Source organism: Bradyrhizobium sp. UFLA05-109 (assembly GCF_054185165.1).
Window position 1 is genome coordinate 74,049 of sequence record NZ_JBBIAR010000014.1, and the last position, 26,316, is coordinate 100,364.

Annotated in this window: 21 protein-coding genes; 10 read left to right on the top strand and 11 right to left on the bottom strand. The window is 62.0% G+C overall.

The genetic code is table 11. The annotated features are described in order from the left end of the window. From Q3C01_RS12790 to Q3C01_RS12800, 3 genes are all read right to left on the bottom strand, one after another. Complete coding sequence (locus tag Q3C01_RS12790) at nucleotides 1-714, bottom strand: ABC transporter ATP-binding protein (RefSeq protein WP_458145680.1); 714 nt, start codon at nucleotides 712-714, stop codon at nucleotides 1-3. After that, the gene (locus Q3C01_RS12795; RefSeq protein WP_458145681.1) at nucleotides 711-1,508 is read right to left on the bottom strand and encodes an ABC transporter ATP-binding protein; all 798 of its coding nucleotides are present in this window, start codon (nucleotides 1,506-1,508) and stop codon (nucleotides 711-713) included. Before Q3C01_RS12795 ends, Q3C01_RS12790 begins: the two co-directional genes overlap by 4 nt. Before the next feature lie 66 nt (nucleotides 1,509-1,574). After that, the gene (locus Q3C01_RS12800; RefSeq protein ID WP_458145682.1) at nucleotides 1,575-2,444 is read right to left on the bottom strand and encodes an IclR family transcriptional regulator; all 870 of its coding nucleotides are present in this window, start codon (nucleotides 2,442-2,444) and stop codon (nucleotides 1,575-1,577) included. 131 nt (nucleotides 2,445-2,575) lie between these two features. Here Q3C01_RS12800 and Q3C01_RS12805 point away from each other — a divergent pair, with 131 nt between their 5' ends. The 8 genes from Q3C01_RS12805 (at nucleotide 2,576) to Q3C01_RS12840 (ending at nucleotide 13,333) form a co-directional block, all read left to right on the top strand. Beyond that, the gene (locus Q3C01_RS12805) at nucleotides 2,576-4,672 is read left to right on the top strand and encodes a 3-hydroxyacyl-CoA dehydrogenase NAD-binding domain-containing protein (protein ID WP_458145683.1); all 2,097 of its coding nucleotides are present in this window, start codon (nucleotides 2,576-2,578) and stop codon (nucleotides 4,670-4,672) included. Between the two features lie 217 nt (nucleotides 4,673-4,889). Continuing rightward, complete coding sequence (gene pimA, locus Q3C01_RS12810; RefSeq protein ID WP_458145684.1) at nucleotides 4,890-6,575, top strand: dicarboxylate--CoA ligase PimA; 1,686 nt, start codon at nucleotides 4,890-4,892, stop codon at nucleotides 6,573-6,575. Beyond that, on the top strand, nucleotides 6,572-7,759 hold the full coding sequence (locus Q3C01_RS12815) for an acetyl-CoA C-acyltransferase (RefSeq protein WP_458145685.1): 1,188 nt from the start codon (nucleotides 6,572-6,574) through the stop codon (nucleotides 7,757-7,759). The genes pimA and Q3C01_RS12815 overlap by 4 nt, the downstream gene beginning before the upstream one ends. A 138-nt stretch (nucleotides 7,760-7,897) precedes the next feature. Further along, on the top strand, nucleotides 7,898-9,088 hold the full coding sequence (pimC, locus tag Q3C01_RS12820; protein ID WP_458145686.1) for a pimeloyl-CoA dehydrogenase large subunit: 1,191 nt from the start codon (nucleotides 7,898-7,900) through the stop codon (nucleotides 9,086-9,088). A 143-nt stretch (nucleotides 9,089-9,231) separates the two neighbouring features. Further along, nucleotides 9,232-10,374, top strand: coding sequence for a pimeloyl-CoA dehydrogenase small subunit (gene pimD, locus Q3C01_RS12825; protein WP_458145687.1), 1,143 nt, complete (start codon nucleotides 9,232-9,234; stop codon nucleotides 10,372-10,374). Nucleotides 10,375-10,603: 229 nt separating this feature from the next. Then, complete coding sequence (locus Q3C01_RS12830; RefSeq protein WP_458145688.1) at nucleotides 10,604-11,038, top strand: endonuclease domain-containing protein; 435 nt, start codon at nucleotides 10,604-10,606, stop codon at nucleotides 11,036-11,038. 191 nt (nucleotides 11,039-11,229) lie between these two features. Beyond that, nucleotides 11,230-12,732, top strand: a complete 1,503-nt coding sequence (gene glpK / locus Q3C01_RS12835) for a glycerol kinase GlpK (RefSeq protein WP_458145689.1) — start codon at nucleotides 11,230-11,232, stop codon at nucleotides 12,730-12,732. A 7-nt stretch (nucleotides 12,733-12,739) separates the two neighbouring features. Beyond that, nucleotides 12,740-13,333 (top strand): GNAT family N-acetyltransferase, encoded by a 594-nt coding sequence (locus Q3C01_RS12840; protein WP_458145690.1) that lies wholly within the window; start codon nucleotides 12,740-12,742, stop codon nucleotides 13,331-13,333. Between the two features lie 199 nt (nucleotides 13,334-13,532). On the opposite strand, the gene Q3C01_RS12845 is transcribed toward Q3C01_RS12840, so the two are convergent. Beyond that, a complete protein-coding gene (locus Q3C01_RS12845) occupies nucleotides 13,533-14,306 on the bottom strand; it encodes a hypothetical protein (protein WP_458145691.1) in 774 nt (257 codons plus the stop codon). Beyond that, nucleotides 14,306-15,259: a hypothetical protein gene (locus Q3C01_RS12850; RefSeq protein ID WP_458145692.1), complete on the bottom strand. Its 954-nt coding sequence runs from the start codon at nucleotides 15,257-15,259 to the stop codon at nucleotides 14,306-14,308. The genes Q3C01_RS12845 and Q3C01_RS12850 overlap by 1 nt, the downstream gene beginning before the upstream one ends. A 740-nt stretch (nucleotides 15,260-15,999) precedes the next feature. On the opposite strand from Q3C01_RS12850, the gene Q3C01_RS12855 reads away from it, so the two are divergent. Further along, entirely contained in the window at nucleotides 16,000-16,203 is a 204-nt protein-coding gene (locus Q3C01_RS12855) for a hypothetical protein (RefSeq protein WP_458145746.1), read from the top strand. Between the two features lie 10 nt (nucleotides 16,204-16,213). On the opposite strand, the gene Q3C01_RS12860 is transcribed toward Q3C01_RS12855, so the two are convergent. Then, entirely contained in the window at nucleotides 16,214-17,932 is a 1,719-nt protein-coding gene (locus Q3C01_RS12860) for an AIPR family protein (RefSeq protein ID WP_458145693.1), read from the bottom strand. Between the two features lie 150 nt (nucleotides 17,933-18,082). Continuing rightward, nucleotides 18,083-18,301, bottom strand: a complete 219-nt coding sequence (locus Q3C01_RS12865; protein ID WP_458145694.1) for a hypothetical protein — start codon at nucleotides 18,299-18,301, stop codon at nucleotides 18,083-18,085. Here Q3C01_RS12865 and Q3C01_RS12870 point away from each other — a divergent pair. After that, entirely contained in the window at nucleotides 18,284-18,913 is a 630-nt protein-coding gene (locus tag Q3C01_RS12870; RefSeq protein ID WP_458145695.1) for a glutathione S-transferase family protein, read from the top strand. The genes Q3C01_RS12865 and Q3C01_RS12870 overlap by 18 nt on opposite strands. Before the next feature lie 189 nt (nucleotides 18,914-19,102). On the opposite strand, the gene Q3C01_RS12875 is transcribed toward Q3C01_RS12870, so the two are convergent. From Q3C01_RS12875 to metF, 4 genes are all read right to left on the bottom strand, one after another. After that, nucleotides 19,103-19,669, bottom strand: coding sequence for a YbhB/YbcL family Raf kinase inhibitor-like protein (locus Q3C01_RS12875; protein WP_458145696.1), 567 nt, complete (start codon nucleotides 19,667-19,669; stop codon nucleotides 19,103-19,105). Between the two features lie 307 nt (nucleotides 19,670-19,976). After that, the gene (locus Q3C01_RS12880; protein ID WP_458145697.1) at nucleotides 19,977-21,017 is read right to left on the bottom strand and encodes a tetratricopeptide repeat protein; all 1,041 of its coding nucleotides are present in this window, start codon (nucleotides 21,015-21,017) and stop codon (nucleotides 19,977-19,979) included. A 313-nt stretch (nucleotides 21,018-21,330) separates the two neighbouring features. After that, entirely contained in the window at nucleotides 21,331-25,203 is a 3,873-nt protein-coding gene (gene metH, locus Q3C01_RS12885) for a methionine synthase (RefSeq protein WP_458145698.1), read from the bottom strand. 3 nt (nucleotides 25,204-25,206) lie between these two features. Next, the gene (gene metF / locus Q3C01_RS12890; RefSeq protein ID WP_458145699.1) at nucleotides 25,207-26,142 is read right to left on the bottom strand and encodes a methylenetetrahydrofolate reductase [NAD(P)H]; all 936 of its coding nucleotides are present in this window, start codon (nucleotides 26,140-26,142) and stop codon (nucleotides 25,207-25,209) included. Between the last annotated feature and the right edge of the window lie 174 nt (nucleotides 26,143-26,316).

Genomic DNA, 26,316 nt, shown 5'->3' on the forward strand with positions numbered 1-26,316 from the left:
TCAGTAACCCAGATAGGATTTGCGGATGTCCTCGTTGTTCGCGATGTCCTTGGCATTGCCCGACATCACGATGCGGCCGGTCTCGATCACATAGGCCTGGTCGGCGAGTTCGAGCGCGAGCTGGGCGTTCTGCTCGACCACCAGGATCGTGACCTTGTCCTCGCGGTTGATCTTGCCAAGGATCTTGAAGAGGTCGCGCACGATCAGCGGCGCGAGTCCAAAGGACGGCTCGTCGAGCAGCATCAGGCGGGGCCGCAGCATCAGCGCGCGGGCAACCGCGAGCATCTGCTGCTCGCCGCCCGAGAGCGTGCCGGCCTGCTGGGTATGCCGCTGCTTGAGGACCGGGAAATGCGCATACATGCGCTCGATGTCGGAGACGATGCCGGCATTGTCCTTGCGGGTGATGGCCCCGAGCTGAAGATTTTCCTCGACCGTCATGTTGGTGAAGGTGCCGCGGCCCTGCGGCACATGCGCGATGCCGAAGCGCACGATGTTTTCGGTCGAGCGGCTGGCGAGCGGCTTGCCGTCGAACTCGATCGCGCCGGTGGAGCGCACCATGTTGCAGATCGCGCGCAGCGTGGTGGTCTTGCCGGCGCCGTTGGCACCCAGGAGCGTCGTCAGCGAGCCCTCGTTGAGCGAAAAGGACAGGCCGTGAAGGGCCTGCACCTGGCCGTAATAGGCGCGCAGGTCCTTGACGTTGAGCAGCATCGTCATTGGTCCTTGCTCCCGAGATAGGCCTTGATGACGTCGGGATCCGCCTGCACCTGGGCGGGCGTGCCTTCCGCGAGCTTCTTGCCGAAATTCAGCGCCACGACGTGGTCGGCGATCGACATCACCAGCCCCATGTGGTGCTCGACCAGCAGCACGGTCATGTGGCGATCGTCGCGGATGCGGCGGATGAGGTCGCCGAGCACATAGACCTCCTCATGGTTGAGACCGCCGGCCGGCTCGTCGAGCAGCAGGATCTTGGGATCCGCCGCCAGCGCCCGCGCCAATTCGACGCGCTTCTGCGTGCCGAAGGGCAGGCCGGAGACGATGGTGTGGGCGACGTCCTCGAGGTCGAGATAAGCGAGGATCTCGTGCACCTTCTTGTTGACGCTGGACTCGCTGCGGCGAACCCAGGCGAGACGAAGCGAGTCACTGACGATGTCGCTGGAGGTGCGCGCATGGGTACCGACGCGCACATTGTCCATCACCGACAGGTTGGGGAACAGCGCCACGTTCTGGAAGGTGCGGCCGATGCCGATCTCGGCGATCCGGTGCGGCGGTCGCGTCAGGATGCTCGCGCCTTCCATCAGGATGTCGCCGGACGAGGGCTGGTAGAGCCGGGAGAGGCAATTGAACAGCGTGGTCTTGCCGGCGCCGTTGGGACCGATCAGCCCGAGGATCTGCCCCTTGTGCATGTCGAAGGACACGCCGTTGAGCGCGACGATGCCGCCGAACACGACGCTGACGTCGCGAACCGCGAGCAGAGGAGAATTCCCCTGCGCGAGCTGTACCTGCGTCATCTCGTCTCGCCCACACCGTTGAGTGGGCCGGAGGGCGACACGATGCACCCTCTGCAACGACGACGGCTATCTGATCCCCTCGGCCACACGTGCAACTTTCCCTCCTGATTTCAGCTTCTTGCCGGCTTCTTTTTTGAATTGCGGCGCTATTCCCCCGAGCGCCGCTTCGATGTTCCTTACCATCGCCAAGAGACGTGGTCCAATGTCGGTGATCAAACGCTCTTCCGTGAAGCGGAATGCGGGCGCGCCGCAATTGAAAGCGTAGGGACCGGTTCCATCGTTCAGCCTGAGCGCGACGCCCGCGGCGCCGATGTCGTCGTGCCAGTCGCCGACCGAAATCGCAAAGCCGTATTTCGCGACGATCTCGCCGGAACGCTCCAACCCGTCGCGCAATTTCGGCCAGCGGCTGCCGTAATGTTCGCGCAAGTCACGCAAGAGCGACGCGCGTTCCTCTTCTCCCAGCGCCCAGAAATAGGCGCGGCCCATCGCGCTGGTTGCAATCGGCACGCGAGAGCCGACGTCAAGTTGAACGCCGACGGTCTCGTTACCTCGGCTCTGCCCGAAATAGATCATGCTCTGGCGGTCGCGCCCGCCCACCGCGACGGCGCCGCCCGTGGCGCGCATCATTTCCTCGCGAAACGGCTCGGACAGATGGCGAATGCCGAGATTGGCGAGCGCCGCATAACCGAGCGCCAAAGCGGCGGGTGCGAGCTGGTACTTTTCGAAGCGGGGAACCGGTGTAAGATAACCGAGCCTGGTCAACGTATAGGTCAGCCGCGAGACGGTTGGCTTGGGCAAATTCGTGCGGGCCGCGATCTCCTGATTGCCGAGAAGCCCGTCATTGGGTTGGAATGCGCGCAATACATCGAGCCCGCGGGAGAGCGCGACGACGAAGTTCCGATCGGTCGCTGGTTTCTTTCCCGTACGCTTCGTCATCCCTGATCTGCTTCTTGCGCGGAGTCGTTGACAAGCCACGTGCTTCAAAATAACCCTGCCGTCAAGATGCGGAATTAAATTCCGCACTGCGAAATCGAAACAAAAGTAAATCCTTAACCGGAGGGTATGCCGTGAGCGAAGTGGTCAAGCTTGAGCGTCATGACGAGATCGGGGTCGTCACGGTCAACAGTCCTCCGGTGAACGCGCTCAGTGCGGCCGTCCGCGGCGGAATCCTGGAATGCGTCAAGCAGGCGGTTGCCGATCCCGCCATCAAGGGCATCGTGCTGACCTGCGCGGGCCGCACCTTCATCGCCGGCGCCGACATCACCGAATTCGGCAAGCCGCCGAAGCCGCCCGCGCTCAATGACGTGCTCGCGGAGATCGAGAATTCGCCCAAGCCGGTAGTTGCTGCGATCCACGGCACCGCGCTCGGTGGCGGTCTCGAGGTCGCACTTTCCTGTCATTTCCGCGTGGCGACGAAAGAAGCAAAGCTCGGCCTGCCCGAGGTGAAGCTTGGCCTGCTGCCCGGCGCCGGCGGCACCCAGCGCCTGCCGCGCGCGGTCGGCCCGGAACTCGCGGTCAAGATGATCGTCGGTGGCGATCCGATCGGCGCGGCAGAGGCGCTGAAGAGCGGCCTGATCGAGGAGATCGTCGAGGGGCCGGCTACGGGCGGCGAAGCTTTCGTCCGCAAACTGCTCGCCGAGAAGCGCCCCTTGCGGCGCCTGCGCGACGATGACAGCAAGATCGCTGCGGCCAAGGCCGACCGCTCGATCTTCACCAATGCGGTTGCCGCGATGACCAAGAAGTCGCGCGGCCTGGAAGCGCCATTCGCGGCTGCCGACGCCGTCGGCTACGCCATCGACCTGCCGTTCGACGAGGGTCTGAAGAAGGAGCGCGAAGGCTTTCTCAAGCTCCTCACCAGCGACCAGTCCAAGGCGCAGCGTTACGCCTTCTTCGCCGAGCGCGAGGCCAACAAGATCGCGGGCGTGCCCGAGGGCACGAAATCGCGTCCCGTGGAGCGCGTCGCCATCCTCGGTGCCGGCACCATGGGCGGCGGCATCGCGATGTCCTTTGCCAATGCCGGCATTCCCGTCACCCTGATCGAGACCGGCGAGGAGCAGCTCAAGCGCGGTATGGGCATCATGCAGAAGAACTGGGAAGCAACCGCGGCGCGCGGCGGCATCCCGGCGGATGCGCCCGCCAAGCGCATGGCGCTGATCAACGGCGTCGTCGGCATCGAGAATGTCGGCAATGCCGATCTCGTCATCGAAGCCGTGTTCGAGACCATGGCGGTCAAGAAGGAAGTGTTCGGCAAGCTCGATCAATACGTCAAGCCGGGCGCCGTGCTCGCCTCCAACACCTCGTATCTGAACATCGACGAGATCGCCAAGTCCACCAAGCGTCCGCAGGACGTTTTGGGCATGCACTTCTTCTCGCCGGCCAACGTCATGAAGCTGTGCGAGATCGTGCGCGCCGACAAGACCGCGCCCGATGCGCTGGTGACCGCAGTCACCATCGCGCGCAAGATCGCGAAGGTGCCGGCCGTGGTCGGCGTCTGCGACGGCTTTGTCGGCAACCGCATGCTGGCGCAGCGCGGCAAGCAGGCGGAAAAACTGCTGTTCGAAGGCGCGCTGCCGCAGCAGGTCGACGCCGTCGTGACGAAGTTTGGCATGCCGATGGGGCCGTTCGCGATGGGCGATCTCGCCGGGCTCGATATCGGCTGGCGCTCGCGGAAGGATCGCGGCATCAAGTCGGAGATCGCGGACGCGCTGTGCGAAGCCGGCCGCTTCGGCCAGAAGACCGGCAAGGGCTATTACAAGTACGAGGCCGGCTCCCGCGCACCGCTGCCCGATCCGGAGGTCGAGAAGCTGATCGACGAGACGCTGCTGCGCCTCGGTCGCAAGAAGCGCGTCGTCAGCGACGAGGAGATCCTCGAGCGCATGATGTACCCGATGATCAACGAGGGCGCGAAGATCCTCGAAGAAGGCATCGCCGCGCGTCCGTCGGATATCGACGTAGTCTGGCTCTACGGCTATGGCTGGCCGATCTATCGTGGCGGCCCGATGTACTGGGCCGACACCGTTGGCCTCAAGCACATCGCCGACCGCCTGTCGGTCTATGCCAAGGAGACCAACGACCCGAGCCTCGAGCCCGCGCCGCTGCTGAAGAAGCTCGCAGCAGAAGGCAAGACCTTCGCCTCGCTCGCGGCAGAGTCGAAAGCGGCGTGATGGGGTTTACCACAAGTCGTCTGTCGTTCCGGGGGCGCTCTCTCCGTTCCCTCCCCGCTTGCGGGGGAGGGGCAGGGAGGGGGGTAGCCCCGGGTGAGGTCAGCACTTGTGGCTACCCCCTTCCCCAACCCTTCCCCACAAGGGGGAAGGGAGCCCGTCCGCTTGTGCCCACCTCACGCGACATTGTTGCGGCCGCTTTGCAGAGTATCGATCGCCCATGACCCATCCCGGCGAACAGTTTTATCCCGAAGGCGTGCATTGGGACGACGCGATTTCCCAGGGCACGTTGCCTGATCTGCTGTCGAAAGCCGCCGCCGACTTCGGCGCGCGTGCTGCGCTCGAATTCCGCGATCGCCCGATCAGCTACGGCGAGCTCGAAGCGATGGCGGAAGCGGCCGCCGCTGCCTTCCTGCGCGCCGGCTGCGGCAAGGGCTCTTCCGTTGCGCTGTTCCTCGGCAACACGCCCGATCACCCCGTCAATTTCTTCGGCGCACTCAAAGCCGGCGCGCGCGTCGCGCATCTGTCGCCGCTCGACGGCGAGATCGCGCTGTCGCACAAGGTCAGCGATTCCGGCGCGCGGGTGCTCGTCACCTCGAACCTGGCAGCGCTGCTGCCGACTGCGCTGAAGTTTCTGGAAAAAGGCCTGATCGACCGCCTGGTCGTCTGTGAGGACGATCATTGGGGCAAGGTCGGCACGCCGCAAGCCGCGATCCCCGCCGATCCGAGGATCATTACCTTCAAGAGCTTCGTCGAGGGCGCCCCCAAGCCGGCACGATGGCCTGCCGTCGACGCCGATGACGTGGCACTCCTGCAATATACCGGTGGCACCACGGGCCTGCCGAAAGGCGCCATGCTCACGCACGGCAATCTCACCTCGGCCGTCTCGATCTACGACGTCTGGGGCAGGCCGAGCCGCGCCGCGCGCGGCAACGTCGTCGAGCGCGTGATCTGCGTGCTGCCGCTGTTCCACATCTACGCGCTGACCGTCGTTCTGTTGTCCTCGCTTCGCCGCGGCAATCTGATCTCGCTCCATCAGCGTTTCGATGTCGAGGCGGTCATGCGCGACATCGAGGTCAAGCGCGCGACCTATTTTCCGGGCGTCCCGACGATGTGGATCGCGATTGCGGCGCTCCCCGATCTCGACAGGCGCGATTTCTCCTCGCTTGCCATGATTGGCTCAGGTGGCGCGCCGCTGCCGGTGGAGGTCGCGAACTTCTTCGAGCGCAAGGTCGGCAAGAAGCTCAAGAGCGGCTGGGGCATGACCGAGACCTGTTCGCCAGGCACGGGGCATCCGCCCGTCGGCCCGGAAAAGCCGGGATCAATCGGCCTGATGCTGCCCGGCATCGAGCTCGACGTCGTGTCGCTGGATGATCCGACAAGGGTGATGCCGCCGGGCGAAGTCGGCGAGATCCGCATCAAGGGCCCGAACGTCACCAAGGGCTACTGGAACAAGCCGAAGGAGAGCGCGGAGTCCTTTGCCGATGGCCGCTTCCTCACCGGCGACATCGGTTATCGCGACGCGGACGGCTATTTCTTCCTGGTCGATCGCAAGAAGGACATGATCATCTCCGGCGGCTTCAACGTCTATCCGCAGATGATCGAGCAGGCGATCTATACGCACCCGGGCGTGCACGAGGTCATCGTGATCGGTATTCCCGATCAGTATCGCGGCGAGGCGGCCAAAGCTTTCATCAAGCTCAAGCCGGATGCAAAGCCGTTCTCGGTCGACGATCTCCGCAGCTTCCTTGCCGGCAAGGTCGGCAAGCATGAATTGCCGGCGGCGATCGAGTTCGTCGACGAGCTGCCGCGCACGCCGGTCGGCAAGCTGTCGCGCCACGAATTGCGCCAGCAGCAGAAACCATCTCAATCCACCCAACAAAGCGCTACAGGAGTCCGCTCGTGACCGACGCCGTCATCGTTTCCACCGCCCGCACGCCAATCGGCAAGGCCTATCGCGGCGCGCTCAACGCCACCGAGGGCGCGACGCTGCTCGGCCACGCCATCGGCGAGGCCGTCGCGCGTGCGAAGATCGATCCGAAGGAGGTTGAGGACGTCGTGATGGGTGCGGCCCTTCAGCAGGGCGCGACCGGCGGCAACATCGCGCGCAAGGCGCTGCTGCGTGCCGGCCTGCCGGTTACCGTCGCCGGCACCACCATCGACCGGCAATGCGCCTCGGGCCTGCAGGCGATTGCCCTTGCCGCGCGCTCGGTGATCTTCGACGGCGTCGAGATCGCGGTCGGCGGTGGCGGCGAGTCGATCTCGCTGGTGCAGAACGACAAGATGAACGGCTTCCATGCCCAGGATCCGGCGCTGCTGAAGATCAAGGGCGAAGTCTACATGCCCATGATCGACACGGCTGAGGTCGTGGCGAAGCGCTATGGCATCTCGCGCGAACGCCAAGACGAATATTCGCTGGAGAGCCAGCGCCGCACGGCGGCCGCGCAGCAGGGCGGCAAGTTCAAGGACGAGCTCGCGCCTATCACGACCAAGATGGCCGTGGCCGACAAGGCGACCGGCGAAGTCTCCTTCAAGGATGTGACACTGTCGCAGGACGAGGGTCCGCGCCCTGAAACCACCGCCGAAGGCCTCGCCGGTCTGAAGCCCGTGCGCGGCGAAGGTTTCACCGTCACTGCCGGCAATGCCAGCCAGCTCTCGGACGGCGCCAGCGCGACCGTGATCATGAGCGACAAGGAAGCGGCCAAGCGCGACCTGAAGCCGCTCGGCATCTTCCGCGGTTTCGTCTCGGCCGGCTGCGAGCCCGACGAGATGGGCATCGGCCCGGTCTTCGCCGTGCCGCGGCTCCTCAAGCGCCACGGACTCAAGGTCGACGACATCGGTCTCTGGGAATTGAACGAGGCGTTTGCCGTGCAGGTGCTTTATTGCCGCGACAAGCTCGGCATCGATCCCGACAAGATCAACGTCGATGGCGGCGCGATCTCGGTGGGCCATCCCTACGGCATGTCGGGCGCGCGGCTGACCGGCCACGCCCTGATCGAAGGCCGCCGCCGCAAGGTCAAATACGCGGTCGTCACCATGTGCGTCGGCGGCGGCATGGGCGCAGCGGGACTTTTTGAGGTGTTGCAGTAGGACTTTTTCGTCATTCCGGGGCGCCGCGAAGCGGCGAGCCCGGAATCCATAGCCACCGATCGGGGATATGGATTCCGGGCCTGGCCCTTCGGGCCATCCCGGAATGACGCGGGATTGATATATTCACAGGAGGATCCGATGGATCTCGCATTCACGAAAGAAGAGCAGGCGTTTCGCGAGGAAGTGCGGCAGTTCTTCCGCGACAACGTGCCGCCGGACACGCGCCGCAAGCTGGTCGAGGGCCGCCACCTCTCGAAGGACGAGATGGTGACGTGGTGGCGCATCCTCAACAAGAAGGGCTGGGGCGTCAGCCACTGGCCGAAGCAATATGGTGGCACCGGCTGGACCAGCGTGCAGCACTACATTTTCAACGAGGAGCTCCAGTCCTATCCGGCGCCGCAGCCGCTCGCCTTCGGCGTCAGCATGGTCGGCCCGGTGATCTACACCTTCGGCAATGAGAAGCAGAAGAAGCAGTATCTGCCGCGCATTGCCAATGTCGACGACTGGTGGTGCCAGGGTTTCTCGGAGCCGGGCTCGGGGTCGGACCTGGCTTCGCTGAAGACCAAGGCCGAGCGCAAGGGCGACAAGTGGATCATCAACGGCCAGAAGACCTGGACCACGCTCGCTCAGCACGCCGACATGATCTTCTGCCTCTGCCGCACCGATCCGTCGGCCAAGAAGCAAATGGGCATTTCGTTCATCGTCTTCAGCATGAAGTCGAAGGGCGTGACCGTGCGCCCGATCCAGACCATCGACGGCGGCGTCGAGGTCAACGAAGTCTTCTTCGACGACGTCGAGGTACCCTACGAGAACCTGATCGGCGAAGAGAACAAGGGCTGGGACTACGCAAAATTCCTGCTCGGCAATGAGCGCACCGGGATTGCGCGCGTTGGCGTCTCCAAGGAGCGCATCCGCCGCATCAAGGAGCTGGCCTCCAAGGTCGAGTCCGGCGGCAAGCCGATCATCCAGGACGCCGCCTTCCGTGAGAAGCTCGCGGCCTGCGAGATCGAGCTGAAGGCGCTGGAGCTCACGCAGCTCCGTGTCGTCGCGGATGAGGGCAAGCATGGAAAGGGCAAGCCCAATCCGGCGTCCTCGGTGCTGAAGATCAAGGGCTCCGAGATCCAGCAGACCACGACCGAACTGCTCATGGAAGTCATCGGCCCGTTCGCTGCGCCTTACGACATCCACGGCGACGACGGCTCGAACGAAGCCATGGACTGGACCGCCCAGATCGCGCCGAGCTACTTCAACAACCGCAAGGTCTCGATCTACGGCGGCTCCAACGAGATCCAGCGCAACATCATCGCCAAGGCGGTGCTGGGGTTGTGAGGGGACCGTCATTCCGGGGCGCCGCAATAGCGGCGAACCCGGAATCTCGCGCCACAACCTCTGGATTCCGGGTTCACGCGCTATGGCGCGTGCCCCGGAATGACGAAACCAAATGATTCCGGGTACGAGGAAAGCTTAGAACCATGGATTTTGATTTGACCGAGGAGCAGCGGCTTCTCAAGGACAGCGTCGACGGCCTCTTGACGGATTCTTACGACTTCGAGAGTCGCAAGAAGTACATGGCCGAGAAGGGCGGCTGGAGCAAGGCCGTCTGGGGCAAGCTCGCCGAGCAGGGCCTCTTGGGCCTGCCTTTCACCGAAGCCGATGGCGGCTTCGGTGGCGGCGGCGTCGAGACCATGATCGTGATGGAGGCGCTCGGCAAGGCGCTCGTGCTCGAGCCCTATCTCGCGACGGTGGTGATCGGCGGCGGCTTCCTGCGCCATGGCGGCTCGGATGCGCAGAAGGCCGCGCACCTGCCCGGCATCATCGACGGCAGCCAGACGCTTGCGTTTGCGCAGCTCGAGAAGAATTCGCGCTACGATCTCTTCGATGTCGCGACCACGGCGAAGAAAAAGGGCAGCGGCTGGGTCATCGACGGCGAAAAGTTCGTCGTGCTCAACGGCGAGAACGCCGACACGCTTGTCGTCACCGCCCGCACCAACGGCGACCGCCGCGACAAGACCGGCATTGGCGTCTTCCTGGTTCCCGCCAACAGCAAGGGTGTCAGCAAGAAGTCGTATCCGACGCAGGACGGCCTGCACGCTGCCGACATCACCTTCACCGGCGTCGAAGTCGGCGCCGATGCGGCGATCGGCAACCCCGAGGATTCGCTCGCGCTGATCGAGCGTGTCGTCGATGAGGCCCGCGTCGCGCTCTGCGCCGAAGCGGTCGGCCTGATGGATGAGTCGCTCAAGACCACCGTCGAGTACATCAAGACGCGCAAGCAGTTTGGTGTGGCGATCGGCTCGTTCCAGAGCCTCCAGCACCGCGCCTCCGACATGTTCGTCGCCGCCGAGCAGGCCCGCTCGATGTCGATGTTCGCGACCATGGCTGGTGATTTCGAGGACGCCAGGGAGCGCTCCAATGCGGTTGCAGCAGCCAAGGTGCAGATCGGCAAGTCGCTGAAATTCGTCGGCCAGCAGGCGATCCAGCTCCACGGCGGCATCGGCATGACCATGGAGGCCAAGATCGGCCACTACTTCAAGCGCCTGACCATGATCGAGAACACGTTTGGCGATACCGAGTATCACCAGCGCCGCGTCGCCGACGCGGGCGGGTTGATCTGACTTCGACCGTCATCCCGGGGCATCGCGAAGCGATGAGCCCGGGATCCATCGTGCGGCATTGCGCGCGGTGAAATGGATACCGGGCTCGCGACGGAGCCCGGGAAGACGAGGCCGTGCTGAAGCGTCGCACCACCCCAGCGGTGCAGCAGCCGTACGACTTGTAATTGTATCGATGTCGCGCTTCACTTCACCCTCCCCTGGAGGGGTCCGAGACGAGCGTAGCTCGCTCGTGGGTCGCTCGCGCGAAGCGCGAGCGGGGTGGGGTGAAGCCGCAAAGATGGTCTCAACATCGATTCGACGCGCTGCCGCGAAGAGACTGGGAGCGAATACCACGCCGCACGAACGGACCCTGTGGCGTGCTCTCAAGGAGCTCGAAGGGTCGCACTTCCGCCGACAAGCGCCGATCGGTCCTTACGTCGTCGACTTCTTCTGTCCAGCCAAGCGTCTCATCCTGGAAATCGACGGCGGACATCATAACGAGGATGATGCGGCCAAGCGTGATCGCGAGAGGCAACAATGGCTTGAAAGTGAGGGGTATCGTGTCGTGCGGTTTTGGAATTCCGAGATTGCGGTCGACCTGAATGCCGTGCTCGAGCGAATCTACATCGAGCTTTACGGATCAAGGGATGCTGAGATCGCCCGATTGAAGCACCGAAGGCGCTGATAGTCTGTCACCCCACCCCGCCCACGCTTCGCGCGGTCGACCCACGAGCGAGCTACGCTCGTCTCGGACCCCTCCAGGGGAGGGTCAGCGGTAGCACCTTCATCTTACCTTGACCTTCCCGCCCCAATCCGCTCCCTTAGCCGCGACACAAGAACCCTCCCGGCACACCGGAATCGCCAAGGTCAACATTCATGTCTTTCGTCCTCGCCATCGATCAGGGCACCACCTCCTCGCGCGCCATCGTGTTTCGGAGCGATATTTCCATCGCGGCGACCGCGCAGCAGGAGTTTCCGCAGCACTTCCCGGCCTCGGGCTGGGTCGAGCATGAGCCGGAGGACATCTGGACCTCGACCGTGACGGTCTGCCGCGACGCGCTTCAGCGTGCCGGCGTCACCGCCAAGGACATTGCCGCGATCGGCATCACCAACCAGCGCGAAACCACCGTGGTGTGGGACCGCGCCACCGGCCAGGCCGTGCACCGCGCCATCGTCTGGCAGGACCGCCGCACCGCCGAGATCTGCTCGAAGCTGAAGGCCGAAGGCCACGAGCCGCGGATCTCCCAGAAGACCGGCCTGATCATCGATCCCTATTTCTCCGGCACCAAGGTCGCCTGGATCCTCGACAACGTCCCCGGCGCCCGTGCGCGGGCCGCGCGCGGCGAGCTGATGTTCGGCACGGTCGATTGCTACCTGCTCTGGCGGCTGACCGGCGGCAAGGTGCATGCGACGGATGCCACCAACGCCTCGCGCACGCTGCTGTTCAACATCCACACCGGCGAATGGGACGACGAACTGCTGGAGCTGATCGGTGTGCCGCGCTCGATGCTGCCGGAGGTCAAGGATTCCTCCGCCCGCTTTGGCGAGACCACCCCCGACCTGCTCGGCGGCGCAATTCCGATCTGCGGCATCGCCGGCGACCAGCAGGCCGCGACCATCGGGCAAGCCTGCTTCCGTCCGGGCATGATGAAGTCGACCTACGGCACCGGCTGCTTCGCCCTGCTCAACACCGGCACCACGCCGGTGGCCTCGAAGAACAAGCTGCTGACCACCATCGCCTATCAGCTCGGCGGAAAACGCACCTACGCCCTCGAAGGCTCGATCTTCGTTGCCGGCAGCGCGGTGCAATGGCTGCGCGATGGCCTCGGCATCATCAAGCACGCGGCCGAGACTGGCCCGCTCGCCGACCAGTCCGATTCCATGCAGAGCGTCTATCTCGTGCCGGCCTTCGTCGGCATGGGTGCGCCGTACTGGAATCCACGCGTGCGCGGTGCGCTGTTCGGGTTGACGCGCAACACTGGCCCGGCCGAGCTCGCGCATGCCACGCTGGAGAGCGTCTGCTACCAGACGTTCGACCTCTGGGCCGCGATGCGCGCCGACTGGCCCGATTCCGAGACCGCCCACATCGTGCTGCGCGTCGACGGTGGCATGGCTGCCTCCGACTGGACCATGCAGCGCCTCGCCGATCTCCTCGACGCGCCCGTCGACCGCCCCGTGATCCAGGAGACGACGGCGCTGGGCGCGGCTTATCTCGCCGGCCTCAATGCCGGCGTCTATCCCGAACCGACGCAGTTTGCCGACAACTGGCGGCTCGAGCACCGCTTCAAGCCGAACATGAGCCAGGCGACGCGCGAGCGGAAACTTGCCGGCTGGGCGCGTGCGGTGAAGGGCGTGCTCGCGAGCGACGAGGGAGAGTGAGCGGCGAATGATCCTCCCCGACGGCTACTCGGACGTGCCGAGCGGGAAGATCACCGCGGTCGTCACGCATCTGGAGATGACTGCGCGGCCGCCGCTGCGCGACGATCCGGTCGGCGCCTGGACGTTGTGCCGGGTCGAGCGCCCCGATCTCGACTGGTTTCGCGCACTCTATGCGCGGGTCGGCGAGGACTGGCTGTGGTTCTCGCGCCAGCGCATGCCGGACGCCGAGCTCGCGGCAATCGTGCAGTCGCCGCGCGTCGAGATCCACGTGCTCGTCGATGATGGCCGCGAAGAAGGCCTGCTCGAGCTCGATTTTCGCGAGGCAGGCCAATGCGAGATCGTGTTCTTCGGCGTCACCGCAAAACTCATCGGCACCGGTGCCGGCCGCTGGCTGATGAACCGCGCGCTCCAACGCGCCTGGTCGCAGGAGGTCAGGCGCGTCTGGGTGCACACCTGCACCTTCGATCACCCCTCGGCGCTCGCCTTCTACCACCGCTCCGGATTTCGCGCCTTCCGCCGCCAGATCGAGATCGGTGACGACCCGCGCCTCGACGGCGCGGTGCCGCGAACGGCGGCGAAGCACGTGCCGATCATCGAGTGATACGTCGAGATTTTAGCCCGGATGAAGCGCAGCGAAATCCGGTAAGTCGCTTGAAGGATTTCCGATTAGGCAGTTACGATATTTCAGCGTCTTCCGTTGTAAAAGGCGATCCGCCACAACAGGAGGCACCATGGACGCCGCGAGGCGCGTGCTGGTGATCGAAGACTCCGATGGACGCCCAACAAGAATGGTATCGGTTCTAGCGCCTAAGAACGCGCATTTTGGAAATCAATTGATCTCGAACTAAATCGATTGCGTTGCCGTCCGTCTGCGCAGAGAGATCTTCTTTAGATTTCTTACCCAAGAAATAAGCTATTCGTTCTGCATTGGCGCCACTTGGATGGGGCAAGCCACTCAGGCATCGTTCTTCTGAGATTCCTGCTTCCCTCGCAACACGCGCAAAGACTTGCTGGACCTGGGCTCCAAGAGGAATGAACACGCTCTTTGACAAAAGCTTGGGCTCGGCCGCAAACCATTTGTCGACCTGATTTCTGAGAAAACTGATCCGATCAACCGAAGGCTGCCCACTGTAGTTCAACTTATTCCTAAAAACGGGATAGCGCAGAATGGATGTGTGATGAGCTAAAGAACGAAATTCGGAGAAAAGAAGCGCGCAAGTGTCTATCCCGAGCAATTTGTTAAGGCCGATATGATCGAGCATCCTCGTGAGATTTGTTCTCATGGGGCCGCCGAAGCTCGCGAGATATTTGGCTCTTTCGATAGCCTCCTTCCACGAAAGACCACTCTTAATACCCAAGCAGGTTTCATTTAGAGCAATCCGCGCTTGCGTTTGACCGGGTGTCAACCCGACAATAGTGACACGTGCGTTTGTATTGATGTGTTCGAAAGGTGCATAGAATGTCTCAAACTCGCCGTCGCAGGCAATACGTATGCGCGGGTCCAATATACCAATCTCGGCTTCGTTGCTCTTAATGAGTTCGATAATTCGTCCAATTCCTTCGAAGTCTTGCATCAGAACAGCAGAGCCCACGCTTTTCGGCCGAGCGCTTCGAGAGCATGGCTCACGATCGGCAGACTAATAATCGCGATGACATAGTATAGAAAAACTTCTCGTCCGAATTCGCGCGACAAATCCATATAGGCTCGATAAGGGTGGTCGATACTGATTTCTGTCTCGCCTGTGTATCTCCACTGATGGATCGAGAATTTTGCTCCATCAGTATGTGTCGAGAAGCCGGCCAAGTACTGTTCCCAGACCTTAGGCTCCAATAACCGCGTGTAATGAAGCATTGGGCTGAAGTGATTTGGCACGAAGTAGGAAGGCGCTACCAGGAATAGAAAGAGCTGCTTTATAGGTAGAAGATGAGCAGACTCGGCTTCTCCGTGTCCCAAGAGAAGGGATTCGCGAATATCACAAACTCGTAGATCGACGACTGCGCCGCGCTTGGCTAGGCCCCATCCCTTGGACGCCCAAATGCGCCAAGGGTTCCTAGCCGATATTCGGAACCTAACATAGGTCCACTCGTCATTTTCCGTCGAGTCTCTGAGCTCAATCGTCCAAATTGAGAAGCCTGCTGCCCCTGTTTGGGGTTGTTCTGCCGACGAGTTTTCAGGCGAAACCGCGACCACGCGGTCACTTATCTTGTCGGGGCCATCCAAAGGACCGTCATAGGTGACGCGATCGCCCGTAACCGTAACAGGCTTGCCAAAGATCAAGGGGCTGAAGTCTTGATCAAGAACAATCGTGGAAAGATCAAATATCCGGCTCTTCTCTGAATCAAAAGGAAGCACGAAGCGCAGGCGCCGTAGCGGAGCTTCCGATTTGAATCGTAACCCCACATCGAGGCAAAACGTATATCCAAAGACGCGATACCACGGCCTAGGCAGCACCCAGAAGCTAATATGGCAGGCCTCTACCTCGAGCGGCGCTTGTAGTCCAAGCGTAGAGATAGCGAAGAAGCCCATTTAGTTTAGCTTCAGCGTGTAGATTGCCTCGTCTCGGCCCGGACCATAACGGTCTAGGAGATACGCCGACTCAAGGAAACCTTTGTTCTCCAGAAAGGGAGCCAAGCGTTGGAGCCGCGATTTGGCGACGGTGAGGTATACGTTATCGATGCCGACCCTCCGCCAGCGTACTAGGCTAGCCTGAAGCAAGAGGGAGCCTAGGCCTCGGTGAGCAGGAGCGTCTTTAACGTACAAAGTAGATATCTTGATACTTCGAACTCCCTTGGGGGTCTCGATCAGAACCCCGGCGATGCCGTAGCGCCCAACAGCCAGTCTACAAACAGCGTGCTTCTGCTCGACTTCCAGTAGCCGTCTCTCGAGCCAATCGAGCCCCTTTGGGTATAGTGTTGGAAGGAATGACAGGAGGCGTAACACACGCTCGCGATCCCCCGGCTCATAGTGCCGTACCCCGACGTTTGGTCGAATTATGGGCTCAAAAATCTGCATTTGAGTTTCCACGTTTATCGTTGGCATACAACCACAAGGCGCCCCGCTAGTCCACTTTTGGTCGCAAATGCTAGCCTGTCGTCCCGCCGGGAGGCCCCAAAGCTCCGCCCGCCTCGCCCGTGCCAGCGAGAGGCCGTGCTGCATGGCGTTGAAGCAGGTCAGGCCGTTTTGCGTCGACCAACACATGAATCCCGCGCGCTCCGCCATAGGCAAGCACCGGAAGCGAAGTGCCCATTGCGCATCGCTAGCACAAGATGCCGCCCGCGCTGCTTTTCGCCGTCGTCTCGAAGGCGTGGCCTCAGTCGATCTCGCAATCGTCGGGTCGTCGCGGGCGCGCCTCCAACTGGTGCCTCGAGCACCGCTTCAAGCCGAACAAGAGCCAGGCGACGCGCGAGCGGAAGCTTGCGGGCTTGGCCCGCGCGGTGAAGGGCGTGCTCGCGAGCGACGAGGGGGGGTGATGGCTTCGCGTCAACTGTCAGCCACGATAGTTACAAATTCAGCATGCTGCTGGCCAGCCTTCGAGGCATACAGCAGTGAAGAAACCTCTTTAACCGTCTGATTAAAGAAGTCGTCATTCGAAAGATTTGCCGACAGATTTGCTGCATTCGATCGAGTGGCCATAAACGACAGAATAGTTTCCACCACAGGGACCCATCGCGCAATTAGGTCGACGAGGCTATTCTTCTTTGCATCAGCCGTGGACGCATCAAAGGCAATCGTCATTGGGTCTACTTTGCGGCCGATTATCGACTCTAGGACCGCTGCCGTTACTGCCATGAGGAAAGACTTAAAACGCAAATTTCTGAGCAGAGCCAATTGGTCTTCTTCAATTGAGATGATGTTTCCTGCAATCGATTTTGCCTTTAAAGCGAGCCTTCTATCGTCAATTGCGCGAGCTAGCGTGTAGACGAAAAGAACGTGTCGCGCTTTCTTTCCTTCGAATGCATTAGTGTAGAGCGGCTTACGATCGAAGATTTGACCTTTGCCGCGATTCGCATCTTGGTAGCGCCCGTGAAATGCAAGAAGGGGCTGCATGACCTCCTCAATACCTATTTCCCCCTCGTCGGTGCGAAAGCCCCGTTTTCGGCTATAGATGTACCCCATCGCCTGAAATTCTGACGCGATACGATTTTGCTCAGGATCATTGCTGTACTGATCCCAAGTTGTGATCTCATTCTGTGTGTTGTTGAACTTTACAATATCGTTGATCGTTTGTGCATCGCTGCTCTGGATAACTCGACAGAGTACTTTGACGTCTTTGATGTCATTCTTTGTGAGATCAGTCGAGCCAATGGATCCTGTCGTCTGAGCTCCATTGATGATCGAAATGCCGGTCAGCTTTATTCCGCTTTTGGTCTCCTTTATTCCCAAAGTGAGCAGTGTGATTCCATTGTTAAACACCCAGAAGTCCTTCGGCTTTGTTTCAGCCGATTGACGAATTCCAGTGTTTATGCGTCGGCGGCGGGTAATTCCGAGAAAGCCCCGATAATTTGCTGAAAAAAGCCGATCCGAGTGGATCGAGTAAAGCTTGTGCAGCCACAGGCCTGGTACAGATGCGACCGAGGCCTGCCAATTAGGACCCGATTCCTTGAACGCAACCGGTACGGGAAAGTCAATTTCGTCCTTCACTTCAATTTGGGACTCTTGTGTTGCGAATAGGTGCTCGATGATCGACGAGCCTAGTTCTCGAGACGTTATGGTAAGCTTTTCGGGTTCACCCAGCGCCTTGCGCAGATGTTGCGCAGTGGTTTGCAGTTCTCGTGTGACATTTACCGACTCAGGCAAGTTATGGACGAAGAGCAAATCGATCGTATCTACTTCGCCCTCTTCGATAGCCTCTCGAAAATCCTCGAAGGCCGATCTGAGTTGGGACGGCACCTGCTTAACATCGCCAGAGACAAGCCAAGCCGCTGCCGTGTTTAGGTCCGAAGCTTTGTTCGCCGGAGCCGAGTCCTTGGCCGAGGTCGAATAATAGCCCTGAGCGAAGATGAGACGCTTCCCGTCCTTATCGAAATAGATGAAGTCAATCTTCTTATCATTTGGCCCATCGGTGATGCCTTCGGAAGCAAGTGCTTCGACGTCAGGCTCCTCCAGATAAAGGGCGATCGCCCAAGCTAAATGGGCGTTACTCTCGCCCAATTGTTGAATCAGAGCTGTGTTCTTGTTGAAGGCAGTGAGATAGGGCATGAAAGGTCCTCAGCGCAATCGACATGATTGAGGGTATATTGAACAATCTAAAGTTGACAATCAGGTTTTGACAGTCTTTCGTCTAAGTGCTCACGACGGGGGTGCTTTTTTTGTGTAGCTCGGCAAGCGAGTGACGAGCCGCTGGGGATATCAAAGCACCTCGTGCCCGTGCTGCATGGTGTTGAAGCAGGTCGGGCCGTTTTTGCTCGGAACGACAAGCGAGTTCGGCGCACTTGAGCGGACTTGTTGCAGCCAGTGCAATGCTCCCTTTCCAAGATTTTTCTTGTCAGCCGCGCGCATTGGCGATGAACTGCCCGGCCCTGCCGGGTCAATGAGAAAGAGCGCAAAACCATGTTCCTGATCGGCCAATATGATTCTCCCTTCGTCCGCCGCGTGGCGATTGCGCTGAAGCTTTATGGCATCGCCTTCGAGCACAGGCCGTGGTCGACCTTCGGCGACGCCGACAAGATCGCGCCGTATAATCCCCTGCGCCGCGTGCCGACGCTGGTGCTCGACGACGGTGAGGGGTTGATCGAGAGCACGATCATCCTCGATTATCTGGACGATCTCGTCGGGCCAGAGAAAGCCATGTTGCCGGGTGGCGGCATCGAGCGGCGGCGGCATTTGCGCATCTGCGCGCTGGCGGGCGGTCTCGGCGACAAGGCAGTCAGCCTGCTCTACGAGCGCGTGCTGCGGAAAGAACAGCTCGCGCTGTGGGTCGAACGCTGCCAGGCACAGATTGCAGACGTGTTGAAGGTGCTGGAAGCCGAGCGCGCGAAGATAACGACGCCGTACTGGCTGGGGACGCGCATCGGCCACGCCGACGTCATAGTCGCCTGCGTCGTCCGCTTCACCCGCGAAGCGCATCCGCAGCTGTTCGATCCCGCGCGGTATCCGGCACTCACGGCGCATTCCGAGCGCTGCGAGGCGCTGGCGCCGTTCAAGGAGATCGTGCAACCACTCGCGCCGCCCAAGGGGTGAGCGAGCGCAGGTCCGTAGGGTGGGTTAGCGACTTGTCCGCCGTAGCTCGAAGAGCGAAGGCGGAAGCGTAACCCACCACTTCTCTCAATGCGCGGAAAGCAAAGAGGTGGGTTACGCCGAGCGGACTGCGCTTCGCGCAACCGCGGGGCTAACCCACCCTACGCGCCTAGCGAGCTCTCCTGCGTCCCGTCACCGGCCGTAGAGACCGGTCAGGGTCGCCTTTCCGAGCGTATGGAAGTGCAGATCGAAACCGACCGTTGCCGCGGATGCTGAATGGTCCTTGGCGTCCGGAAGCTTATCGACGTCAACGGCGAATACGGTGATCTGATAGTGGTGCGGCTTGTCGCCAGGCGGCGGACATGGTCCGCCATAGCCGTCGCTGCCGTAGTCCGTGCGGCTCTGGATCGCTCCTTTCGGCATCAGCTTCTTCTTTGGATCGCCGGCCCCCTTGGGAAGCGCAGTGACGGATGGCGGAAGATTGAAGACGACCCAATGCCACCAGCCGCTGCCGGTTGGCGCATCAGGATCATACATCGTCACGGCGAAGCTCTTGGTGCCCGCCGGAGCACCGCTCCAGCTCAAAGCCGGAGAGATGTTGTTGCCGGTACAGCCGAAGCCTTTGAATACCTGCTCGCTGGCAATCGTGGCGCCTTCGCTGATGTCCGGGCTGCTCAGCGTGAGGCTCTGCGCACCAGCTTCGCCCGCATGAAGCAGGAGCACGCAAGCTGCTGCAAATGAGAATGCAAACCTTGTCATCGGAAGCACCTCTTCGACAATGAACTCAGAGATCGGAAAGTAGCGCCCGAGGAACTCGGTTTCAATCAGTCTGCGCGGTTGTTCTCGATGCTGCGGCGCAAATGGGCAGGCGGATGAGGGTTGCGCGCCGTGCGTCCATCTCCGAGCTTGCCAGGTTGCTGATCCCGCTGAAGGGGTGAGTGAACACATTCGCCGTCATTCCGGGGATGCGCCGTTAGGCGCAGACCCGGAATCCATCGGGCGGCATACTTCGCAGTGGAATGGATTCCGGGTTCGCGCTTTGGCGCGCCCCGGATGACGGGCGCGACTATTTCTTCCGCTTCACACCATTCGCGTTTAGATACTCGTCCAGCTCGAACCCCAGCTTCTCGGCGCGATCGAAATACGCCTCCGCCGCATCCGGGTCCTTCGCCATCCCTTCGCCGCGCGTCGCCATCACGCCGAGCGCTGCGGCGGCGCGGCCGACGCCGAGATCAGCGGCGCGCTTGTACCAGTGGACGGACTCCGTGAGATCCTTCTCGATGCCAGCCAATTGCCCAGTGGCATAGAGCGCCCCGAGATTGGCGCAGGCGCGCGGCTGGTCGCGTTGTCCGGCCTGCTTCAGGTAGAACACCGCCTTGCTGCGGTCGCCGATGCCCTGCATCGCATAGACGGACAGCTCGAAATAGGCGTCGGCATTACCGCGCTTCGCCGCCTCCAGATGCAATGCAAGACTTTCTGCCACGTCCTTCGGCCGCCCGCGACCGTTGTAAGCCATCAGCCCCAGGAGGTAGCGCAGGGCGCCGTCGGGATCAGTGCCCTTGAGGGCCCTGATCGCGTAATCATAGGCTTCGTCATAGCGCTTGAAGGTCCAATAGAGATTATAGGCGACGATATAGGCGCCATAGTCCGATCCGAGATCGGCGCCGTGCTTGTAGGCGGCAATGGCCTCCTCCTTGCTTTCAGGCACGCCCCAGCCGTTCCAGAGACAGCGGCCATAGTCGATCCAGGCGTCCGCATGCCCGCCAATCGCCACCGCATGCAGCGCTCTCGCCAGCATGTCGCGATTCTCGACCGGCGCCTCGCCGGCTTCGATTGCTTTGAACAGGGCCAACGCTGCGGCATAGAGCTGGTCGTCGCGCGACGGCGAGCCGGGCTCGGTGAGGAGCTTTGTGACGGTTTGCATGGTTGAGCTGGTATCGTTTGGTTTGGACGGACGCTGCGCAGCCTCCGCCATCGCCGCATCGGGCGAGGCAGCATGACGCGAGACAAATATCCCGCCAACCATCACCAGGCAGACGGCCAGGATTTCCAGACGATTGCGAATGCCGCCCTCCCACGCCCGCGCCAACCGGGTGTTTGTCGGCACGAGGCGAGCGCCGGTTCATGGGACGGAGATGCGATCGAGGCGACGAACGCTCCGCGAGTCCATCCGGCGCGGTTCGCAACGATGACATTTTGCCGGTGATTTGCCCGACGAGTCAAGTCATTTCGGTAAATACGTAGTCGGTCAGCCCCGGCAATTTTCTACTTTGCATGGGGTTGTTTTCCGCCTTTTAGTTCGTCGCGTGGGTTAGCGCAGCGTAACCCACCGCTTTTCTTGATTCGCGGAAGGGAGGTGGGTTACGCTGACGCTAACCCACCCTACGCAACTGGCGCGCGGCACAGGGCGAGGGACCAGCTCAGCCGGCGCCGACGCGCTTCTTCTGCCAGACGAGATGCGCGGCGCAGGTGCAGCCGGGTGGATGCGAGGCGAGGTCTTTGGACGTCACATCGTTCGCCGGCGTCGCCGCGAATGTTGCCTCCGGCTTCGCAGCGGCCGCTGTTGCTTGCGCCGGGATGTAGTTCAAGATCGGCGCCAGCCAGCGCTCGACCTCGGCAACGCTCATGTCCTTGCGGGCCGCATAATCCTCGACCTGGTCACGCTCGATCTTGCCGACGCCGAAATAGAAGCTTTCGGGATGGCTGAAATAGAGCCCCGACACGGAGCTGCCCGGCCACATCGCAAAGCTCTCGGTCAGCTTCACACCGGCGGTATTCTCTGCATCGAGCAAGTCGAACAGCGTCTTCTTCTCGGTGTGGTCGGGTTGCGCGGGATAGCCGGGCGCGGGACGGATGCCCTGATACTTTTCGAGGATCAGCTCCTCGTTGGAGAGTTTCTCGTCCGGGGCATAGGCCCAGAACTCGCGGCGGACGCGGGCATGCATGCGCTCGGCGAAGGCCTCGGCGAGGCGATCGGCCAGCGCCTTGCACAGGATCGAGGAGTAATCGTCATTGGCCTTCTTGAAGCGGTCGGCGACCGCATCCTCGCCAATGCCGGCGGTGACGACGAAGCCGCCAATGTAATCCGGCACGCCCGTACCTGTGGGCGCGATGAAGTCGGACAGGGCCGCGTTGAAGCGGCCCTCGCGCTTCTCGAGCTGCTGGCGCAGCGTGTGCAGCGTGGCGATTCTCTTCGTCCGATTCTCATCGGCATAGAGCACGATGTCGTCGCCTTGTGCGTTCGCAGGCCAGAAGCCGATCGTCGCGCGTGCCCGGAACCATTTCTCCCTGACGATGAGGTCGAGCATCTTGCGCGCGTCGTCATAGAGCGAGCGCGCGACCTCGCCGACCTTGGGATCATCGAGAATCGCGGGGAAGCGGCCGGCGAGCTCCCAGGTCTGGAAGAACGGCGTCCAGTCGATGCAGTCGACGAGCTCGGCGAGATCGTAGTCGTCGAACGTCTTCGTGCCGAGGAAGGTCGGCTTCACCGGCTTCGCCGCTGCGAAGTCAACGGGCACGCGATTGGCGCGGGCAGCACTGAGCTTCAACCGCTTCTTGTCGGCCTGCGCGCGCAGATGGGCTTCCGAAATCTTTGCGTATTCGGCGCGCACCTCGGCCGCATAGGCATCGCGCTTCTCGGGCGACAGCAGCGAGGAGGCGACGCCGACGGCGCGGCTCGCGTCGTTGACATGCACCACGGGGCCGGCCTTGTAGTTCGGATCGATCTTGACGGCCGTATGCACGCGGCTCGTCGTGGCGCCGCCGATCAACAGCGGCAGCTTCAAGCCCTCGCGCTGCAACTCGCCGGCGAAGAACGCCATTTCGTCGAGCGAGGGCGTGATCAGGCCGGACAGGCCGACCATGTCGGCCTTCTCCGCCTTCACGGTCTCGACGATCTTGGCGGCCGGCACCATCACGCCGAGGTCGATGACCTCATAATTGTTGCACTGGAGCACGATGCCGACGATATTCTTGCCGATGTCGTGAACGTCGCCTTTCACGGTCGCGAGCACGATCTTGCCGGCCGACGAGTTGGCATCGCTGCCGATGCCGTTCGCGAGGTTGCGTGCCTTCTCCTCCTCCATGAACGGCATCAGCCAGGCCACCGCCTGCTTCATGACGCGCGCGGATTTGACGACCTGTGGCAGGAACATCTTGCCGTCGCCGAAGAGGTCACCGACCACGTTCATGCCGGCCATCAAGGGGCCTTCGATCACGTCGAGCGGGCGCGAGGACGCCTTGCGGGCTTCCTCGGTATCCTGCTCGATGAACTCGGTGATGCCATGCACCAGTGCGTGCGACAGCCGCTTCTCGACCGGCCATTCGCGCCAGGCGAGATCGGCCTCCTTGCTCTCCGTCTTCTTGCCGCGGAATTTCTCGGCGAGCGCCAGCAGTCGCTCGGAGGCGCCGGGATCGCGATTGAGGATCACGTCCTCGCAAACCTGTCGCAGCTCGGGATCGATGTCGTCATACACGATCATCTGCCCGGCATTGACGATACCCATGTCCATGCCCGCCTTGATGGCGTGATACAGGAACACGGAATGCATGGCTTCGCGCACCGGCTCGTTGCCGCGGAACGAGAAGGACAGGTTGGAGACGCCGCCCGAAATGTGAGCGCCGCGCAGGTTCTGGCGGATCCAGCGCGTCGCCTCGATGAAGTCGACGCCGTAATTGTTGTGTTCTTCAATGCCGGTTGCGATCGCAAAGATGTTGGGATCGAAGATGATGTCTTCCGGCGGGAAGCCGACGCGATTCACCAGGATGTCGTAGGCGCGCTTGCAGATCTCGGTCTTGCGCGCGAACGTATCGGCCTGGCCGACCTCGTCGAATGCCATCACCACGACAGCCGCGCCGTGGCGCCGCGCGATCTTGGCCTCAAAGATGAACTTCTCCTCGCCTTCCTTCATCGAGATCGAATTGACGACCGGCTTGCCCTGCACGCATTTCAGCCCGGCCTCGATCACCGAGAATTTCGAGGAATCGACCATCACAGGGACGCGCGCGATGTCGGGCTCGGCGGCGACGAGGTTGAGGAAGGTCCGCATCGCGGCTTCCGAGTCCAGAAGACCCTCGTCCATGTTGACGTCGATGATCTGGGCACCGTTCTCGACCTGATCGCGCGCGACCTGGAGCGCAGCCGTGTAATCGCCGGCCGTGATCAATTTACGGAAGCGGGCCGACCCCGTGACGTTGGTGCGCTCGCCGACGTTGACGAAGGGGATCGCATCCGTCAGCACGAACGGCTCGAGGCCGGAGAGCCTTAAGCGCGGCTCGATCTCCGGCACGACGCGCGGCTTATGCGGCGCCACTGCTGCGGCGATCGCGGCGATGTGCTCAGGCGTGGTGCCGCAGCAGCCGCCGACGATGTTGACCAGACCATCACGCGCGAATTCGCCGACGAGGCGGGCCATGTATTCCGGCGTCTCGTCGTACTGGCCGAACTCGTTGGGCAGGCCGGCATTGGGATAGGCGCAGACCAGCGTGTCGGCAACGCGGCCAATGTCGGCGATATGGGCGCGCAGATCCTCCGCGCCGAGCGCGCAATTGAAACCGATGGTGACGGGCTTTGCGTGCCGCACCGAATTCCAGAACGCCTCCGGCATCTGACCCGACAGCAGGCGGCCGGACTTGTCGGTGATGGTGCCTGAGACCATCACGGGCACGTCGATGCCGCGTTCTTCCGTGATCTCGACGATCGCATAGAGCGCGGCCTTGGCGTTCAGCGTGTCGAAGATGGTCTCGACCAGCAGGAGGTCGACGCCGCCGTCGAGCAAGCCCCGAATCTGCTCGCCATAGGATTCGCGCAGGTCGTCGAAAGTGACGGCGCGGTAGCCGGGGTTCGCGACATCAGGCGAGATCGAGGCGGTGCGGTTGGTGGGGCCGATGGCGCCGGCAACGAAGCGCGGCTTGCCGTCCTCGGCCTCGACACGTTTGGCGGCGTTGCCGGCGAGGCGGGCGCCTTCGCGCGCCATCTCGTAGACGACCTCGGCGAGGTCGTAATCGGCCTGCGCGATCGAGGTCGTGGAGAAGGTGTTGGTCGCGACGATGTCAGCCCCGGCACGCAGGTACGCGGCGTGGATGTCCTCGATCGCCTGCGGCTGGGTCAGGATCAACAGGTCGTTGTTGCCGCGCAGGTCGCGGTGGAAATTCTTGAAGCGCTCGCCGCGGAAGGCGGCCTCGTCGAACTGCAGGCCCTGGATCATCGTGCCCATGGCGCCGTCGAGCACCAGGATGCGATCGCGCGCGGCGGCGAGCAGGGCAGTACGCTTGGGAGACGCGGTAACGGTCATCGGTTACGCCGCCTTCTGCGCGCTCTTGGCGCGAATGCCGAGCAAATGGCTGATCGCGAATACGAGATCGGCGCGGTTCATGGTGTAGAAATGGAAGGTGTCGACGCCATGCTTGGCGAGCTTGTGCACCTGGCCGGCGGCTACCGTCGCTGCGACGAGCTTTCGCGTTTCCGCATCGTCGTCGAGCCCATCGAACTTCTCCGCAAGCCAGTTCGGCACGCTTGTGCCGGCGCGGGTGACGAAATTGCGGGCCTGCTTGAAATTGTGCATGGGCATGATGCCCGGCACGATCGGAATCTCGATGCCGCGCGCACGGACGCGGTCGAGGTAGCGGAAGTAGAGATCGTTATCGAAGAACACCTGGGTGATTGCGCGCGTCGCACCCGCGTCGACCTTGGCCTTCAGCGTGTCGATATCGGCATCGAAGTCGCGCGCTTCGGGATGCTTCTCAGGATAGGCGGAGACCGAAACCTCGATATCGGCATGGCGCTTCTTGATGCCGGCGACGAGCTCGGCCGACGTCTGGTAGCCGTCGGGATGGGTGGCGTAGGGCGTGCCGATGCCGCCGGGCGGATCGCCACGCAGACCGACGATGTGGCGGACGCCGACCTCGTGGTAGCGGTCGACGATCTCGTCGATCTCGCCGCGCGAAGCGCCGACGCAGGTGAGGTGCGCGGCCGGCAGCAGCGAAGTCTCCTTCAGGATACGGGCGATGGTGGCGTGGGTGCGCTCACGGGTCGAGCCGCCCGCGCCATAGGTCACCGAGACGAATTTCGGGTCGAGCGGGGCGAGGCGATTGATGGTCTCCCACAGGTTCTTCTCCATCTCCTCGGTCTTAGGCGGAAAGAACTCGAAGGAGATCGCCGGACGCTTGGTGAGGTGCCCGTCTTGCCCATTGTCTTGCCCGTTATATTTGGCAGGCGTCGTCGGCTCAGTCATGGCGCCACTCACTCCAGATCTCTTCGCAACTGCGGCAGATTTAGCTTGGGAAGCGCCAAGATAGGCCAAAAGGGGCTCATTCGACAGCCCATCGGTAATGGGAAGTAGCCCACTATTGCCTATTATATCGGTATTCTTGTGCCAGGTGTGAGTTTGGTGGGAAATCACGGAGAT

Bases quoted from the DNA above. Each gene is read 5' to 3' on its own strand.
- Q3C01_RS12790 (WP_458145680.1), bottom strand. From the start codon at position 714: ATGACGATGCTGCTCAACGTCAAGGACCTGCGCGCCTATTACGGCCAG.
- Q3C01_RS12795 (WP_458145681.1), bottom strand. From the start codon at position 1,508: ATGACGCAGGTACAGCTCGCGCAGGGGAATTCTCCTCTGCTCGCGGTT.
- Q3C01_RS12800 (WP_458145682.1), bottom strand. From the start codon at position 2,444: ATGACGAAGCGTACGGGAAAGAAACCAGCGACCGATCGGAACTTCGTC.
- pimA (WP_458145684.1), top strand. From the start codon at position 4,890: ATGACCCATCCCGGCGAACAGTTTTATCCCGAAGGCGTGCATTGGGAC.
- pimC (WP_458145686.1), top strand. From the start codon at position 7,898: ATGGATCTCGCATTCACGAAAGAAGAGCAGGCGTTTCGCGAGGAAGTG.
- pimD (WP_458145687.1), top strand. From the start codon at position 9,232: ATGGATTTTGATTTGACCGAGGAGCAGCGGCTTCTCAAGGACAGCGTC.
- glpK (WP_458145689.1), top strand. From the start codon at position 11,230: ATGTCTTTCGTCCTCGCCATCGATCAGGGCACCACCTCCTCGCGCGCC.
- Q3C01_RS12840 (WP_458145690.1), top strand. From the start codon at position 12,740: ATGATCCTCCCCGACGGCTACTCGGACGTGCCGAGCGGGAAGATCACC.
- Q3C01_RS12845 (WP_458145691.1), bottom strand. From the start codon at position 14,306: ATGCAAGACTTCGAAGGAATTGGACGAATTATCGAACTCATTAAGAGC.
- Q3C01_RS12850 (WP_458145692.1), bottom strand. From the start codon at position 15,259: ATGGGCTTCTTCGCTATCTCTACGCTTGGACTACAAGCGCCGCTCGAG.
- Q3C01_RS12855 (WP_458145746.1), top strand. From the start codon at position 16,000: ATGCCGCCCGCGCTGCTTTTCGCCGTCGTCTCGAAGGCGTGGCCTCAG.
- Q3C01_RS12860 (WP_458145693.1), bottom strand. From the start codon at position 17,932: ATGCCCTATCTCACTGCCTTCAACAAGAACACAGCTCTGATTCAACAA.
- Q3C01_RS12870 (WP_458145695.1), top strand. From the start codon at position 18,284: ATGTTCCTGATCGGCCAATATGATTCTCCCTTCGTCCGCCGCGTGGCG.
- Q3C01_RS12875 (WP_458145696.1), bottom strand. From the start codon at position 19,669: ATGACAAGGTTTGCATTCTCATTTGCAGCAGCTTGCGTGCTCCTGCTT.
- metH (WP_458145698.1), bottom strand. From the start codon at position 25,203: ATGACCGTTACCGCGTCTCCCAAGCGTACTGCCCTGCTCGCCGCCGCG.
- metF (WP_458145699.1), bottom strand. From the start codon at position 26,142: ATGACTGAGCCGACGACGCCTGCCAAATATAACGGGCAAGACAATGGG.